The sequence below is a fragment of the Rhizobium sp. LC145 genome, from assembly GCF_001005825.1.
Lineage (GTDB): Bacteria > Pseudomonadota > Alphaproteobacteria > Rhizobiales > Rhizobiaceae > Neorhizobium.
The window spans coordinates 370548-385105 of record NZ_LBHV01000005.1 but is presented as its reverse complement, the minus strand read 5'-3'; the positions used below and the strand labels follow the sequence as shown (position 1 = coordinate 385105).

At 61.3% G+C, this 14558-nt stretch carries 17 protein-coding genes; 6 read left to right on the top strand and 11 right to left on the bottom strand.

The annotated features are described in order from the left end of the window. Positions 1 to 161: 161 nt before the first annotated feature. A complete protein-coding gene (locus YH62_RS17335; RefSeq protein WP_046795466.1) occupies positions 162 to 773 on the bottom strand; it encodes a DUF1236 domain-containing protein in 612 nt (203 codons plus the stop codon). Between the two features lie 197 nt (positions 774 to 970). On the opposite strand from YH62_RS17335, the gene YH62_RS17330 reads away from it, so the two are divergent. Both YH62_RS17330 and YH62_RS17325 read left to right on the top strand, forming a co-directional pair. Further along, positions 971 to 1156 carry a hypothetical protein gene (locus YH62_RS17330; protein WP_046795465.1) on the top strand — a complete coding sequence of 62 codons (186 nt, stop codon included), beginning with the start codon at positions 971 to 973 and terminating at the stop codon, positions 1154 to 1156. Positions 1157 to 1232: 76 nt separating this feature from the next. After that, on the top strand, positions 1233 to 1928 hold the full coding sequence (locus YH62_RS17325) for an MBL fold metallo-hydrolase (RefSeq protein ID WP_046795464.1): 696 nt from the start codon (positions 1233 to 1235) through the stop codon (positions 1926 to 1928). 13 nt (positions 1929 to 1941) lie between these two features. On the opposite strand, the gene YH62_RS17320 is transcribed toward YH62_RS17325, so the two are convergent. From YH62_RS17320 to YH62_RS17310, 4 genes are all read right to left on the bottom strand, one after another. Next, positions 1942 to 2157: a cold-shock protein gene (locus YH62_RS17320; protein WP_046795463.1), complete on the bottom strand. Its 216-nt coding sequence runs from the start codon at positions 2155 to 2157 to the stop codon at positions 1942 to 1944. 442 nt (positions 2158 to 2599) lie between these two features. Beyond that, positions 2600 to 3496 carry a DMT family transporter gene (locus tag YH62_RS17315; RefSeq protein WP_046795462.1) on the bottom strand — a complete coding sequence of 299 codons (897 nt, stop codon included), beginning with the start codon at positions 3494 to 3496 and terminating at the stop codon, positions 2600 to 2602. Between the two features lie 102 nt (positions 3497 to 3598). Further along, positions 3599 to 3724 carry a hypothetical protein gene (locus tag YH62_RS31025; RefSeq protein ID WP_280950064.1) on the bottom strand — a complete coding sequence of 42 codons (126 nt, stop codon included), beginning with the start codon at positions 3722 to 3724 and terminating at the stop codon, positions 3599 to 3601. Between the two features lie 97 nt (positions 3725 to 3821). Then, positions 3822 to 4778 (bottom strand): EAL domain-containing protein, encoded by a 957-nt coding sequence (locus YH62_RS17310; protein ID WP_046795461.1) that lies wholly within the window; start codon positions 4776 to 4778, stop codon positions 3822 to 3824. 201 nt (positions 4779 to 4979) lie between these two features. On the opposite strand from YH62_RS17310, the gene YH62_RS17305 reads away from it, so the two are divergent. After that, complete coding sequence (locus tag YH62_RS17305) at positions 4980 to 6182, top strand: pyridoxal phosphate-dependent aminotransferase (protein ID WP_046795460.1); 1203 nt, start codon at positions 4980 to 4982, stop codon at positions 6180 to 6182. 75 nt (positions 6183 to 6257) lie between these two features. Here the strand turns inward: YH62_RS17305 and YH62_RS17300 are convergent, their stop codons facing one another. The 3 genes from YH62_RS17300 to YH62_RS17290 form a co-directional block, all read right to left on the bottom strand. Then, positions 6258 to 7523, bottom strand: coding sequence for a PQQ-dependent sugar dehydrogenase (locus YH62_RS17300; protein WP_046795459.1), 1266 nt, complete (start codon positions 7521 to 7523; stop codon positions 6258 to 6260). Between the two features lie 139 nt (positions 7524 to 7662). Then, positions 7663 to 8139 (bottom strand): DUF3597 domain-containing protein, encoded by a 477-nt coding sequence (locus YH62_RS17295; RefSeq protein ID WP_046795458.1) that lies wholly within the window; start codon positions 8137 to 8139, stop codon positions 7663 to 7665. Between the two features lie 231 nt (positions 8140 to 8370). Then, positions 8371 to 9474: a calcium:proton antiporter gene (locus YH62_RS17290; protein ID WP_245282120.1), complete on the bottom strand. Its 1104-nt coding sequence runs from the start codon at positions 9472 to 9474 to the stop codon at positions 8371 to 8373. Between the two features lie 220 nt (positions 9475 to 9694). Here YH62_RS17290 and YH62_RS17285 point away from each other — a divergent pair, with 220 nt between their 5' ends. Both YH62_RS17285 and YH62_RS17280 read left to right on the top strand, forming a co-directional pair. Further along, the gene (locus YH62_RS17285; protein WP_046795457.1) at positions 9695 to 9958 is read left to right on the top strand and encodes a DUF2188 domain-containing protein; all 264 of its coding nucleotides are present in this window, start codon (positions 9695 to 9697) and stop codon (positions 9956 to 9958) included. A 220-nt stretch (positions 9959 to 10178) separates the two neighbouring features. After that, complete coding sequence (locus tag YH62_RS17280) at positions 10179 to 10835, top strand: N-acetylmuramoyl-L-alanine amidase (protein ID WP_046795456.1); 657 nt, start codon at positions 10179 to 10181, stop codon at positions 10833 to 10835. Between the two features lie 39 nt (positions 10836 to 10874). Here YH62_RS17280 and YH62_RS17275 read toward each other — a convergent pair whose 3' ends face one another. Continuing rightward, on the bottom strand, positions 10875 to 11786 hold the full coding sequence (locus YH62_RS17275; RefSeq protein ID WP_046795592.1) for a LysR family transcriptional regulator: 912 nt from the start codon (positions 11784 to 11786) through the stop codon (positions 10875 to 10877). A gap of 86 nt (positions 11787 to 11872) precedes the next feature. Between YH62_RS17275 and YH62_RS17270 the strand changes: the two genes are divergently transcribed. Further along, positions 11873 to 12910 carry an SDR family oxidoreductase gene (locus YH62_RS17270; protein ID WP_046795455.1) on the top strand — a complete coding sequence of 346 codons (1038 nt, stop codon included), beginning with the start codon at positions 11873 to 11875 and terminating at the stop codon, positions 12908 to 12910. Here YH62_RS17270 and YH62_RS17265 read toward each other — a convergent pair. Both YH62_RS17265 and YH62_RS17260 read right to left on the bottom strand, forming a co-directional pair. Then, positions 12883 to 14004 (bottom strand): alkene reductase, encoded by a 1122-nt coding sequence (locus YH62_RS17265; RefSeq protein WP_046795454.1) that lies wholly within the window; start codon positions 14002 to 14004, stop codon positions 12883 to 12885. The genes YH62_RS17270 and YH62_RS17265 overlap by 28 nt on opposite strands. A gap of 37 nt (positions 14005 to 14041) precedes the next feature. Continuing rightward, positions 14042 to 14338, bottom strand: coding sequence for a metalloregulator ArsR/SmtB family transcription factor (locus tag YH62_RS17260; RefSeq protein WP_046795453.1), 297 nt, complete (start codon positions 14336 to 14338; stop codon positions 14042 to 14044). Positions 14339 to 14558 lie beyond the last annotated feature (220 nt).

The following is a 14558-nucleotide window of genomic DNA, read 5'->3' as shown; positions in this document are numbered from 1 at the left end:
CTCTTCATGTTCGCGAGCCGATTGTAGCGTACCGCCCCCGATAAAGCGCGAACCGGCTGAACAATCAACAGTATTGTTGGGAAAGGCGCATGTGCGGGAGCGATACGTCCCGAGGCGGAAAGGGAAGGGCGCGCGCTCTGAGCGAGCGCCCTTCCGAGAGGCTAGTCATAGATGTGGACGATACGGCGGGTGTCGGGGTCGATGAGGACGGGCCGATCGTTAACCACGACGTAAGAGTAATCGTAATCCGGCACTTCCTGGATGGTGACTCCCGGCGGGATGGTTGCGCCCACCGCCAGTTCATTGCGCACGTAGATCGGTTCGGCTGGATGCTGCTCGATATAGGTGATGACGGTTTCCGGCGGTTCGATTACCTCGACCTCCTCGACCGGACCAAGAAGCAGGTCTCCGGGCGCAGGGGAAGCCGGCGCCACGCCCGAGGTCGTCTCGTAGGTGACGACGGGCACTTCATGCTGCGCCCGGTATTCCTCGACCAGGACCGGCGTGCCTTCGTGCTCGATGGTCAGATATTCGGCGAATACCCAACCCCGCATGCCGTTGACGTCGATACGGCACCAACTGCTGCCCTGCATGCAGCCGTCGAGCATGGCCGGGCTGCCGCGCGTGGCAACGCCGACTTCCGGATATTCCTCGCCGGGACCGGAGCGCACCGTGATGTCCGAGGCTGTGGTGGCGGTCATTTGAGCCCAGGCGGGAAACGCCGCCGTCGCGAGGGCCGAGGCCGCAAACAGAGATTTCAACCAGGTCTTCATGGATCTTCTCCCGATGTTGACTGGGAAGGACAACCCCCTCGGGCCGGAGCTGGTTCCGTCGATGTTCAGGAAAGATCAAGCCTGGCGCGGAGGCGCGGCGATCGCAACCGGCGGAACTTTCGGCCGCATCGTTCGTTGCCTTTTTCAAGCGGCAGGGGCGGCCGAAGTCGAAGAAACGGAGCATAGGGAGATAACGCATGACCCGCCCGACCTTTACCGCCATTCCCGCCATCAAGGCGGAGACCGCAACGCCCGCGCATCCCCTGCGCGTTGTATTGATCGCCGCCTTCACCCTGGCGACCGCCGTCTCGGTCCTGCTGCTCGGCATGGCGTCGCTCGCCCCTCCGATAGCCGAAAGCGCCAGCTATTCCGTCTCCGAGTGATTTTTCGGGCTGAAAAGAGGATCGGTTCCCGCTATACCCGGGGGTGTGCGCATCACCTACCGCAAGCCGAGGCATCATGGGCAAATTGCAGGCCGGCATCATCCCGGTCACACCATTCCAGCAGAACTGTACGCTTCTCTTCGATACCGATACCAGGGAAGGCGTCGTCATCGATCCCGGTGGCGACGTGTCCGCCGTTGTCCAGGTGGCGCAGGAGAACGGCATCAAGCTCAAGGAAATCTGGCTTACCCATGGCCATATCGATCACGCCGGTGGCGCCGACGAGCTGCGCGAACTGCTGGGCATCAAGGTGATCGGACCGCACAAGGACGACCTACCGCTCCTGGAACGGCTGGAAAAGCAGGCAGAGCGTTTCGGCGTATCCATGCCAGTGCGCAACGTCACGCCGGACCGCTGGCTGGAGGAGGGGGACACCGTTTCCTTCGGCGGGCACGTGTTCGAGGTTTTCCATACGCCCGGCCATGCGCCGGGGCATGTGATCTATTTCAATCGCGAGGAAGGTTTCGCCCATCTCGGAGATGTGCTCTTCAACGGCTCGATCGGCCGAACCGATCTGCCGGGTGGCGACCACGCAACGCTTCTCGCCTCCATCCGCGACAAGGTGCTGCCGCTCGGCGATGAAATCGGCTTCATCTGCGGCCATGGTCCCGGTGGCCGGATCGGCGAGGAGCGACGGACAAATCCATTCCTGCGCGGGCTTGCCGCCGACATAAAAAAACCCGGCATATCTGCCGGGCCTCAACTCGAATGAAAGCCGGTAAGGCTTAACCGGCAATCTGCAGGTTGACGGCCTTGGGGCCTTTGCCGCGACGATCCGGTTCCGTGTCGAAGCTTACTTTCTGGTTTTCCGAGAGACCGGACAGGCCGGAAGCCTGTACGGCAGAGATATGGACAAAGATATCGGCGCCGCCGTTATCCGGCTTGATGAAGCCGAATCCTTTTTCGGTATTGAAGAATTTTACAGTGCCAGTTTCGGCCATGCAGCAGGTCCTTTTCTTTCTGTCCGTGTTCAGCGGCGGACAGCATCACGATGTTGCCCCATAGGGCGGTGGCAGGCAGCTTAAGAAAGGGGCCCTGTCTTTACCGCGGTGACTGGCAGGAATAGCTTCGCAATCCGCCCCCAGATCCCCCGCCCGGAGTCTTAGCGTCTCCGGAACGCATCATTATAGGTCTTCCCATGCTCGTAAATTGCCCGAACTTGCACAGAGTGCTGTGTTTATCCGAAATTGGCAAGAAAAAGTTTTTCGAGCGGGCCGTGCAATTGAAAAAGCGTGAACGCGAAAACGCCTGCAAATGCGGCCTTTGGGGGCACGAGATGCGGTTGACGTGCCCGAATCCATCGCCGGCAATCAAAATTCAGGGTTGTTCTGCCTCATTTTGATACGCGTGTCGCGAATTGAAAAAAATTTGTCGTCTGTCGCTTCAGGCGTTCGAAAGACGGCTCCGGCGGCGGGTCAGTTCCGGAACGAGTTCGACCAGCAGCATTGCCGCAAAGAGAACAGCGCAGCCCACATAGCCGAGGGGCGGCAGTTTTTCTCCGAGCACGAGGGCGCCCAGCAGCGCGCCGAAAAGGGCTTCAGAGGAGAGGAGGATCGCGGCCTGGGGTGCGGTAGTGTAGCGCTGGCCGATGACCTGCAGGACAAAGGCGAGGCCGGAGGAAATCAGGCCGACATAGAGAATTTCTCTGGAAGCGGCGGAAATCGCAGCGAGGTCGATCGGCTCGACGAACAGGCCGATCACAAGGCAGAGAATGGCACAGACGGCAAACTGGCAGGCCGAAAGCGCCAATGGTCTTCCCGTCGACGAGACGAAGAGGTCGGCGAGAATGATCTGGATGCCCCAGAAGAAGGCGCAGACGATGGTGAGCGCATCACCCCTGGTAAGGGATGCAAGCTCGCCGCCGCTGAGCAGAAAGATGCCGAAGAGCGCCATGACTGCTGCGGGCCAGATGATCCAGTGCGGATAGCGGCGAAGAGCGATCACCGAGATGACCGGAACGAAGACGACGTAAAGTCCGGTAAGGAAGCTGGAATTGGTGACCGTGGTGCTGATGAGGCCGATCTGCTGGGTGATGGCGCCACCGAAGAGAGCTAGGCCGACCGCGACGAATGACAGGAGACCGTTTCGCGAGAGCGGAGCTTTCGACTTGCGGGCCTCCATCAAGGCGAAGGGCAGGACGGCGAGCGTAGCGATCGCGAAACGCAGGCCCACGAACCAGAAGGGACCGATCTTGTCCATCGCCGTCGACTGGGCGACAAAGCCGCCGCCCCAGATCGCTGCGGCAAGCAGAAGGACGAGGTTCGCCTGGATGCGGGTCATGTTCAAGCCTGAGCGGAGAGGGCGGCCAGCTGGCCTTGCGACGAGGACCGCTTAGCAGTTTCACCAAAACCCGACAAGATGACCTGCTGCTTCCCGCGCCACTCAGATACGGGCGACCAGCCCCACCATCATCGCCACGCAGGCGGCCAGCCCGATGGATGTCATGAGGGGCAGAGAAAACCTCAGCCTCTTGCGCCTGCGGTCCAGCTTATCGTCGTCCAGGAACATCTGCCGATCCTTGTCCATTTGATCGTCAGAGTGAAGGCTCCGAAAGGGTCGCGATGAGGACCGGTTCATGGCGATCCGAGGTATTTGCGCGGCATTATCAGGGCAACGATCGCAGGCGTTTCTCAATCGATCGCGATACGTCCCTGCCGAAGGTGCGGGCCGGCTTGGCGAGCGCGGAAGCGATCGGAGCATGCGTCGGGGTCGGTGCGGAACCGAGGGCGTTTCGGGTGGCCGCTATCCGCTCCGCGGCCGAGGGTTCTTCCGGGAAGAGGGAGTTGAAGGTGGTGGGAGCAAGCTGCGGCCGCGCGAGCGCATATCCCTGCATCAGCGGCACGCCGAGTTCCGCGCAGCGTTCCACCTGCCAGGACAGTTCGAGCCCCTCGAAGACAGGCTCGATGCGATCCTCCTGCATCTGGCGGACGATGACGCGCAGCAATGCCATGCCCGCCGAGTTTTCGAGGAAATCACGAGCCCAGGCGGGTTCGAACTTGACGTAGTCCGGGCCGATCCGCTTCAGCCGCTCCAGATCGGAATCGCCCGCGCCGTAATCGTCGATCGCTATGCGGAAGCCGATCGCGCGCATGTGCTCCGCGAAGGCGGCGATGAGCGGCGCATCCTCGCCGAATTTTTCGGAGATTTCGCAGACGATCCTGTCGGGCGAGAGGCCGGCCTCATGTCCCGCGAGCTTGATGCGCTCGACCTCCTGGCGCATCGCGTTCGGCGTCCTGAAGAGGCCTGGATGAAATTTGATGAAAATCCGGGCGCTGGAGCGGTCGAGCCGCCCGGTGTTGAGAATATGGATGGTGCGCAGGATGCTGTCGATCGTTTCGATATCGGCAGGCTCGACAAGGCTGAAGAACTCGGCCGGAGAAATGGGCTCGCCGCTTCGGAAGGTGCGGACGAGGCCTTCGAACGCCTCGATTTCCAGCGTTTCATCCGGACGCCGCCTGAAGATCGGCTGCAGGGCCGAGTGCAGTACGAAAGGACCGTAGGCAGTCGAAACGGACCCGTCCTCGCCACGCACCAGATTGGCGAAAATGCTCTTGGCGTTCATGACCGCGACCCGCTGTTGCCTGCACTGGTTGTATCAGGGAAGGGTTACGCGGCTGTAAACTGAACCCGGATGGTTTTAATCAGCTTCTTTCATCGATGATATTCATGGTTTGCGCTTGAAACCCCGTCATTCATTCGACATACAGCGTGTCGGCGGGCCGGCGCGGCTCGCCTTGTTCCAACAGCCCTCAGGACCAAGATCATGGCCTTTCTTGCCGACGCTCTTTCCCGTGTAAAGCCTTCCGCCACCATCGCCGTTTCCCAGAAAGCCCGCGAACTGAAAGCTCAGGGCCGGGATGTGATCGGGCTCGGCGCAGGCGAGCCGGATTTCGATACGCCGGACAATATCAAGGAAGCCGCCGTCGACGCCATCAACCGGGGCGAAACCAAGTACACGCCGATCTCGGGCATTCCGGAACTGCGCAAGGCGATCGCCGCGAAGTTCAAGCGCGAGAACGGCCTCGACTACAAGCCCGAGCAGACGATCGTCGGCACCGGCGGAAAGCAGATTCTTTTCAACGCCTTCATGGCGACGCTCAATCCGGGAGATGAAGTCGTCGTCCCGGCGCCCTATTGGGTTTCGTATCCGGAAATGGTGGCGCTTTGCGGCGGCACTCCGGTGTTCGTCGGCACCACGATCGAAGACAATTTCAAGCTGAAACCGGAGGCGCTCGAAAAGGCGATCACCCCGAAGACGAAGTGGCTCATCTTCAACTCGCCCTCCAACCCCTCGGGCGCGGCCTACAGCCATGACGAGCTGAAGGCGCTGACGGATGTCCTTCTGAAGCACGAGCATGTCTGGGTGCTGACGGACGACATGTACGAGCACCTGACCTATGGCGACTTCAAGTTCGTCACGCCGGTGGAAGTGGAGCCGAAGCTTTACGACCGTACGCTGACCATGAACGGCGTTTCCAAGGCCTATGCCATGACCGGCTGGCGCATCGGCTATGCTGCCGGTCCGCTGCAGCTCATCAAGGCGATGGACATGATCCAGGGCCAGCAGACCTCGGGCGCCACCTCTATCGCCCAGTGGGCGGCGGTCGAGGCGCTCAACGGGCCGCAGGACTTCGTCGTGAAGAACAAGAAGGTCTTCGAAGGCCGCCGCGATCTCGTGGTCTCCATGCTCAACCAGGCCAAGGGCATCACCTGCCCGTCGCCGGAAGGCGCCTTCTACGTCTATCCGTCCTGCGCGGGACTGATCGGCAAGACGGCACCCTCCGGCAAGGTTATCGAGACGGACGAGGACTTCGTGACCGAGCTTCTGGAGACGGAAGGCGTGGCGGTTGTCCATGGCTCGGCCTTCGGCCTCGGCCCGAACTTCCGCATTTCCTATGCGACTTCGGAAGAGCTGCTCGAAGAAGCCTGCAAGCGTATTCAGCGCTTCTGCGCCGCCTGCAGGTGATCAATATCTGATTGCGAACGAAAAGCCCGCGGGAGTACCGCGGGCTTTTTGCTGTCTGGCGTCGGATTCGGAGTATCAGCTCGCCTTCGTCAGGCGAACGATGGTCGATCCGCCGCCACCACGTTGTTCCGTAACTGCATAGACGGCGCCGTCGGGGTCGACCTTCACATCGCGAATGCGGGCTTCGAGCGGTACGCGTTCTTCGTGTGAAACCTTGTCGCCATCCATATGCACGACGACAATGCCCTGCGAGACGAGGCCACCGACGAGGAAGGCGCCCTTCCATTCAGGGATGGCGTCGGCACCGTAATAGGCCATGCCGGATGGGGCGATCACCGGGTCCCAATAATAGACGGGCTGCTCCGTCTCGGCATTCTCCGTGACGCCGTCTCCGACCGGGCTGCCGCTATATTCGACGCCGTAGGTGACCTCCGGCCAGCCGTAGTTCTTGCCGGCTTCCGGCCTGTTCAGTTCGTCACCGCCGCGGGGACCATGCTCGACCGTCCAGAGGCGTCCCTGGCCGTCCAGCGTGGCGGATTGATGATTGCGATGGCCGAGGCTCCAGATTTCCGGCTGGGCGCCTTCACGGCCCGCGAAGGGATTGTCCGGCAATGCCTTGCCGTTCATGTCGATGCGGAAGACCTTGCCGAGGCCGCTTGAAAGATCCTGAGCCTGGACGCGCGGTTCACGATCCGAGCGCTCGCCGACCGTCACGTAGAGCTCGTCGTTCGGCCCGAAGACGAGGCGGGAGCCGAAATGCTTGTTGCCGTCATAGCTCGGCATCTGGCGGAAGATGACGCTGACATCCTCGAGCCGGCCGCCGCCCTGGTCATCGGGCACCAGTCGTGCGGAGGCGACGGACGTGCCGTTGCCATCCTCTCGGTCTTCCGAGAAGGAGAAGAAGATGCGGCCAGAGCTTTGGTAGTCGGGAGCCAGAGCGACGTCGAGAAGCCCGCCCTGGCCGTCGGAGAGGACTTCGGGCACGCCTTCGATCTCAGCGCCGGCTTCGCCTTCCTCCGAGATGATGTGCATGGCGCCTTCTTTCGCGGTCACCAGCATGCGGCCATCGGGCAGGAATTCCATGGCCCAGAGGTGCGGCAGGTCGTCTGCGACGACTTCGGTGGCGATCCGGGGCATTTGCGCCGGCTGCGGCGCGCGGGTCTGCCCGGAAAAGGCCGGCCGCTGGTCCGGCGCATTGGGAGGCCTGGTTTCGGCCGGTTGGCCGGCCGGCACGTCTTCCGCGCCGGTCGCGGGCTGGTTGCCGGTCTGTGCGCAGGCGGGCGCGGCAATCAGGACGGCCGAAAAAACGGTGCCGGCGAGCAGAGAAGAGAACTGGTTCATCCTGGACCTCCCTTGGGTGTGGTTCATTCCTGTTTAAGGGAAGAACCGCGAAAATGCCGTACACGTGCCATCAAGATTTATTGAGCGCGCAAATGAAAAGCCCGCCAATATGGCGGGCTTCGAAGGATTTTCGTGATGCTTAGTCGGTAAGCTCAGCCGGCACCACGCCGCCGTTCTCCGCGAGCTTCTTCATCAAGGCCTTGTGCAGCCAGACGTTCATGGCGGCGGAATCGCCCTTGTCGCCGGTATAGCCGAGCTCGTCGGCGAGTTCCTTGCGTGCCGCGAGGCTGGAATCCAGATTGAGCGCCTTCATGAGGTCGACGATCGAATTCTTCCAATTGAGCTTCTGGCCGCTTTTCTTAACGGCTGCATCGAGGATCGGCCCGATGTCGACGGCACCGGACGGGGAGGGCGCGGTAGCGGCCGGAGCGGCTGCCGTAGTTACAGGTGCCGGCGAACCAGCCGGGGCCGCGACGCCAGCAGAAGCCGATGCGCCGGACATGGAGGCCGAGACCGGACTCGTGGGCGTTACCGTTTTCGGTGCATCGGCAGGCGCCGGTGTAGCAGGCTTCGCCTGACCGAATATCGCACTCTTGATTTTGTCAAAAATACCCATGCTGCGCTCTCCTGGTTGTGATCTTCGGCAGAAGATTGGGCGGTTGCCCTGATTCTCAAGATATAATTCAGGGTTTATTTGAGTCCATATCAGAAGTAGCAGTCCGTACATCCGGTGGTGGAGGAAGCCTGCCGATCCCTGCACGCCGACCATTCCTGGTTCGGAAAGCGATTCAAGTCGCTGCCATCTTGAGTCGGGATTTTTGTGCAATCAATTGAATTAAAACGCTTTTCAAAGCCCGAGCATGGTGAGCATGAGGAAGGTCGCGAAGAGCACGAAATGCGTCATTCCCTCGATTGCATTGGTCTGGCCGTCATTCAGGTTGATGGCCGCCACGATCAGCGTGATGCCGACCATCACCGTTTGCACCGGCGTCATCGCCATGTTGAACGGCTGGCCGGTATAGAGCGCGATGCTTTCCATGACCGGCACGGTGAGGATGACGGTGGAAAGGGAGGCACCCATGGCGATGTTGACGACCGATTGCATGCGGTTGCGCAGGGCCGCGCGAAGGGCGGTCAAGATTTCCGGCGCGGCCGAGATCGTGGCGACGACCACAGCCATCAGTGCCGGAGGCGCGCCCGTTCCTTCGAGGCCGGTACCGAGGAAGGCGGACATGAACTCCGCCAGGAAGCCGATGACGAGCACGCCGAGAAGGATGATGGCGATCGAGAGGGCGGCGGGCTCCTCCTCGGCTTCTTCCTGCGGGGTCGCCGGGTTCGATGCGGTCTTCGCCCGTGGATAGCTGTAGCTGAAGAAATAGCTGTGCGTTCCCACCTGCATGCGCAGGAAAAGCGCGTAAAGCGCGATCATCGCTCCGATGGTGAAGGCGGAATAGAGGTGCCATCTGGCTTCGGGAATGAATTCCGGAACCACCATGGAAATGCCCATCGCGGTCAGGATCATGACGCTGTAGGTGCGGCTGGAATCGTCATTGTAGGCCTGTTCGCCGTGGCGCAAGCCGCCGAGCAGGGCCGCAAGGCCGAGTATGCCGTTGATATCCAGCATCACGGCCGAGTAGATCGTATCGCGGACCAGGGTGGGTGAGGCGGCATTACCCATCATAATTGCCAGGATCAGCACCTCCACCGCCACCGCCGAAAGCGTCAGGATCATGGTGCCGTAAGGATCGCCGACCTTGTGAGCCAGCACCTCCGCGTGGTGGGCGACGCGGGTGGAGGCGAGAATGATCGTGACGATGAAGGCGGCGGCAGCAAGCAGCGAGACCGTCTGGCCGGCCTCGAGGATAGCATGTTCCGCCAGATAGCCGGCGATCACCGCGCCGATGGCGAACAAGAGAAATTTTTCCTGGCTGAGCAGACGGGACGCTTTCACGGTTGCTCCTTGTGACTTCCTGCAATCTATGGCGAGGAAAGCCCGCATCAAGGAGTGGCGCAGGAGGCCGGATTTGCGACAACCGGCATTTGATGACATAATTTCGCAAGTGGCCCTGGAACCTTGCGGCGCCCTTTCTGCTTTTTTCACCTCGACGCCGCGACTGAGCAAACCGGCAGGATCGTATCGGCCATGAGAAAGAAAGGAGGGAGAAGAACCTATGACCAAGGTTGTCTACAAAATCGTGCAGCACGACGGCGGTTGGGCCTATCGCCTCGGTGATGTCTATTCGGAAACCTTTCCCACGCATTCCGACGCGTTGGAGGCAGCGCGCATCGTCGCGGCCGAACAGCAGGTCGGTGGCGATGCGGAAGAAATAAGCTGGCAGGACGACAAAGGTATCTGGCATACCGAATACAGCGACGGCGGAGACCGTCCGGAAGCCGAGGTCGTGGATACGGAAGATGGCGCCGATGCCCGTTGAAGTGCGTGGCGGACCTTCCGGGCTCGTCTCCTGCACTTCAAGCATTTGCTTTGCATATGTCGTTGCCCACGAGACCACCTTATCCTTTGACGCGACATGTGATGGGTGTGGCGTTACGTTTGCTCAACCAAATGACGAATACGGCATTGGTGTTTCCGGCGGTTGAAATTACATTGGTCCCGCTCGGCCCCTGCGCCCGGCTGCATTGCGAGGACTTCTCATGGCAATACCGCTTGCCTGGATTCCCGACGTACCGATGAAGCGCATCATCTGCCATTGGACGGCAGGCTCATATCATGCTGGTCCGGAAGACCTTGCCGCCTACCATTTCCTGATTGAAGGCAATGGCCGGCTCGTCAAGGGCAATTCGTCGATCGCGCTTAATTCCAGGCGCGTGAAGGCGGGTTATGCAGCGCACACGCTCAACTGCAACAGCGGATCGATCGGCATTTCGCTATGCTGCATGGGAGGCGCACAGGAACAGCCGTTTCACACCGGCAACTACCCGATGACGGCCGCGCAGTGGAACGCGCTCGTCGCGACGGTGGCGGAACTCTGCACGCGCTACCGCATCCCTATCGGTCCGCGTACGGTCCTTTCCCATGCCGAGGTCGAGATCAATCTCGGCATCAAACAGCGCGGCAAATGGGACATTTCCCGCCTTCCGTTCGATCCCGGTTGCGTGGGCGCCGGGGCGTGCGGCGATCGGCTGCGCCGTGATGTGGCGGCAGCGATGGGAACGGTGCCGCAGGTGGTCCCCGTGAGCCGAGGATTGCCGATCAAGCAGGTGGTCGAGAAGTTGACGGAAATCCTGATCAAGGGACTTGCCGCCGGGCTCAACACCTTGATCCGCGAGATCATCAAGCGGCTGACCTAAAAACCGCGGCGAAAGATGGCGCGATGCCGTCGAGCGACGTCAAGCCGCACGGACATAATCCAGAAGCCCCTTTACCAGGGCATCGAAGGTAACGCGCCAGCGAGGAGCGTTCTTCAGGTTTTCGTGCATGGCGACCCATGTGTCGAGGGAGAGTTCGAAAACGCCCGGCAGGACGCGAACGAGCTCCGGGTCCCGCCTGGCAATGCCTGTCTGGCAGATGCCGATGCCGGCGCCGGAGCGGATCGCGGCAAGCTGGGCAAGATTGCTGTCGGTGCGGAAGGCCCAGCGAATGTTCTCCAGATCGGGAAAGGCCGGGAGGTCGGCGCGGATGCGGGCAGCGGTGGCGCGGATGAAAGCCGTCTTGCGGTCGAAGCCGATGAGGCGGTGATGCGCCAGTTCCTCCGCTTCCTGCGGCTCTCCATATCGTTCCAGATAGCGGCGATGCGCATGGAAACCGAGCGGTATTTGGCCGATATGACGCGCTATCAGCGCATCCTGTGCGGGATTGGTCATACGGACCGCGATATCGGCCTCGCGCCGCAAAAGGTCCTCCACCGCATCGGACAATGAAAGCTCGATCGCAAGCCCCGGATGTTCGTCCTGCAGGGCAGCAAGGATCGGCGGGAGCACTTCGCAGCCGATCACGTCGCTGGCGCTGATGCGCACCGTGCCCTTCACCTTTCCGTATTCTCCGGCCGCCACCCTTTGCATGGCGGCGGTCGTCGCGGCGAGTGTTTCCGCATAGGGCTGAAGGGCCAAGGCAGGTTCGGTGGGCAGCAGGCCCTGTTGCGAGCGCGTGAAGAGCTGGTAGCCGACCGCCTGTTCGAGCGTGTCGATATGTCGGCCAACCGTCGGCTGGGTGAGGCCGAGATCGCGGGCAGCCGCCGAAAGGGAGCCGGTGCGCAGAACGGTGAGGAAGGTGCGATAGAAGTCCCAGTTCAGATCATTCATTTTTGTATGGATGATAAAGGAAAACTGCGAATTACGTATATTCCCGTTCGGCGCGATAATCCAGCCATTCAGCAAGGAGTATCGTTATGACCGCTCGATCGAATGCAAGACCTATCGCTCTCGTGCTTGGCGCTACCGGCGGCGTCGGAGGCCATGTTGCCCGCGGGCTCGTCGTCCGTGGGTGGATCGTTCGTGCCCTGAGCCGCAATGCCGCGGGTGCGGCAAACCGCGAAATGCGTTTCCATTGGATTCAGGGGGATGCTTTGAACGGGCGGGACGTTCGGCGCGCCGCCCAGGACGCAAGCCTCATCGTTCATGCCGTCAACCCGCCTGGTTATCGTGATTGGGAAAAGCTCGTGCTGCCCATGCTCGACAATACGATCGCGGCGGCGCGTGCAGTCGGGGCGCGCATATTGCTGCCGGGGACCGTCTATAACTACGGGCCGGACGCCTTTCCGGTGATCACGGAAGAAAGCCCGCAGAACCCTGTCACCCGCAAGGGCGCGATCCGCGTGGAAATGGAGCGAAGGCTGAAGACGGCGTCGGAGGAGGGCGTGCCGGTGCTGATCGTCCGGGCCGGGGACTATTTCGGGCCCGGAGCGGGAAACAACTGGTTCGCGCAAGGGCTGTTGAAGCCCGGCAAGCCGGTAACCGCGATCAGCTATCCAGGCAAGCCGGGGACCGGCCATCAATGGGCCTACCTGCCGGACGTGGCGGAAACCATGCTGAGGCTGATCGATCGGGAGGCGGACCTGCCGCGCTTTGCGCTCTTCCAGATGCGCGGCTTCTGGGATCAGGACGGAAGCGGAATGATCGATGCAATCGGCCGCGTCGTCGGTCGTCGCCCAAAGGTTCGCGGCTTCCCATGGTGGCTGATGAGGCTCGCCGGTCCCTTCGTGCCGCTGTTTCGCGAACTTAAGGAAATGCGTTACCTCTGGCGGCAGCCGGTGCGGATGGATAATGGCAAGCTCATCGCTTTCCTTGGCGAGGAACCCGTAACGTCGATCGAAGAGGCCCTGCGGGCGACGCTCACCGATCTTGGCTGCCTGGACCGGGAGACACGCCCGGCATTGCCGGGCGTGGTTTCCGGAAAAGATCAGGCGACGGCTTCGAGCGCCGGATAATCCGTATAGCCCTTGGCGCCACCACCATAGAAGGTGGCGCGATCCGGCTCGTTGAGGGGCGCATTATCCTTGATACGCTGCACCAGATCCGGGTTGGCGAGGAAGAGCTTGCCGAATGCGACGGCATCGGCATAGCCGCTCTCGACGGCCTCGATCGCGCTTTCGCGGTCGTAACCGTTGTTGACCAGCCAGCCGCCCTTGCCGCCGGCCTTGCGGTAGGCGGATTTCAGCTCCTGGTAATCGAAGGGCTTGTCGCCCTGTGAGAAATTGCGGTCGCCGCCGGTGGCTCCCTCGATCACGTGGATGAAGGAGAGACCGCGGGGACCAAGCTGCTCGACCACGTAGTTGAAGAGCGGCTGCGGATCGGTTTCGGCAATGTCGTTTGCAGGCGTTACCGGCGAGAGGCGGATGCCGGTGCGGCCGCTGCCGATTTCCTTTGCAATCGCATCGACGACTTCGAGCAGGAAGCGGCTGCGGTTTTCAATGGAGCCGCCGTAGTCGTCGGTCCGCTGGTTCGTGCCGTTCTTGAGGAACTGATCGAGCAGATAGCCGTTTGCAGCGTGCACTTCGACGCCATCGAAGCCGGCATCGACAGCCGCGCGGGCAGCCTTGCGATAGTCCTCAATGATGCCGGCGATCTCCGAACGCTCCAGCGCGCGGGGAGCGGAGGTTTCCGCGAACGCGCCACTGCCATCCGGATTGATGATAAAGGTCTTGCTGTTCGCCGGAATGGCGGAGGGCGCCACGGGTGCTGCACCGTTCGGCTGCAGCGAGACGTGCGAGATGCGGCCCACATGCCAGAGCTGGGTGACGATCTTGCCGCCCTTTTCATGAACGGCCTTGGTCACCCTCTTCCAGCCTTCGACCGCCTGCGGAAGGTAGAGGCCGGGTACATCGGCATATCCCTGGCCCTGCTGGCTGATGGGTGTCCCTTCGGTGACGATGAGGCCGGCGCTGGCACGCTGCTCGTAATAGATGGCGTTGAGATCGTTCGGGACGGCTTTCGGGGACCGGTTGCGGGTGAGCGGTGCCATCACGAGGCGGTTGGAAAGCGAGATGTCACCGAAATTGATCGGATCGAAGAGATTGGCCATGCGAATTTCCTTTTTCACGGAGCGGGGGCGGGGAATTTCAGAGGGTGGAGCGAAGCTCCTCGAGAAAGGTCGCGATTGTCTCCTCGTTGCGGCGATAGAATGCCCATTGGCCGACGCGGTGGATCGTCAGCAGGTTGGCCTTCTCGAGGGTCGACAGATGCGCCGAGACGGTCGATTGCGACAGGCCGCAGCGCTTCTCGAACTGATTGGCGCAGATGCCCATTTCGAGAGGATGGAGTTGACTGGAAAAATGGCGTTCGGGTTCACGCATCCATTCCAGGAATTCCACTCGAGCCGGATGGGCGAGCGCTTTCAAGATTTCCGTTTTGTCCATCGTGACCTTAAATCGTGTTTCTCCGATATATAGATCGGAAATCGTCGATTTAAAGGAACCGATTTGCGGAGAAATGCCGGAGCGTAAAAAAATAGGCCCTCGGATCGCTCCGGGGCCCTAGGTGTGAAGGTCAAAACCTCCAGAGGGGAACAGCCGGCGCGGGACAACGGGGAGTCGTCAAAGAAGGGGCGCCAGCTACAACCAATATGGGTAATCGGAG